Origin of the sequence: Zooshikella harenae, from assembly GCF_018837975.1 — a bacterium.
Classification (GTDB): domain Bacteria; phylum Pseudomonadota; class Gammaproteobacteria; order Pseudomonadales; family Zooshikellaceae; genus Zooshikella; species Zooshikella harenae.
Genome location: NZ_JAGSOY010000346.1, coordinates 1 through 613, shown reverse-complemented (window position 1 = coordinate 613; position 613 = coordinate 1). Strand labels below are relative to the sequence as shown.

The following is a 613-nucleotide window of genomic DNA, read 5'->3' as shown; positions in this document are numbered from 1 at the left end:
TGATTTATATCAACTTAAATAACTTATTTTAAAATGATAATTCTCTTAAATTATGACTGGATGATTAGTATGAAAAAGGTTGTTAGTTGTTTTCTCATTTCCCTATCTTTACTCAATGTTAACGCTTATTCTTCAGACTCTGAAAATGAAAACCAACTTGGAGAGTGTGAAACTTTTGATTCGCTAGTAGGATGTGGATTAAGCGACAGGAATATTAAAACTGACTTGGTTGCTTTACAAGAACCGCTAGAAAAACTTGCACGAATAGAAGCTTATCAATATAAAATACCATACATTGACTATAGTACTTTAACCATAAATTTTAAGGAAGAAATTGGTGTTGTCGCTCAAGAAGTTAAAGAGGTTTATCCTTTGGCTGTCTATCAAGATCGAGAAAAAGGGTTGCTAGGGGTCAACTATTCAAGGCTAGTAGTACCGCTGATTGCTGCAGTTAATGAATTAAATAAGAAAGTAGAAAGACTAGAAAAGCAGTTAGAAGAGCAAAGAAATGAACCCTAGCAAGTTATTGCTGGCGGCTTTGGGCAAGTTAATCATCAGGCTCAATGCTCACTTCGCAACTTTAAATCATCTTATACGAAACCAGTTAGGCTAT

1 protein-coding gene is annotated in these 613 nt (G+C 34.3%); it reads left to right on the top strand.

Features of this window, described 5'->3' with window-relative positions:
- Positions 1-69: 69 nt before the first annotated feature.
- A complete protein-coding gene (locus KCG35_RS26050) occupies positions 70-519 on the top strand; it encodes a tail fiber domain-containing protein (RefSeq protein WP_215822833.1) in 450 nt (149 codons plus the stop codon).
- Positions 520-613: the final 94 nt, after the last annotated feature.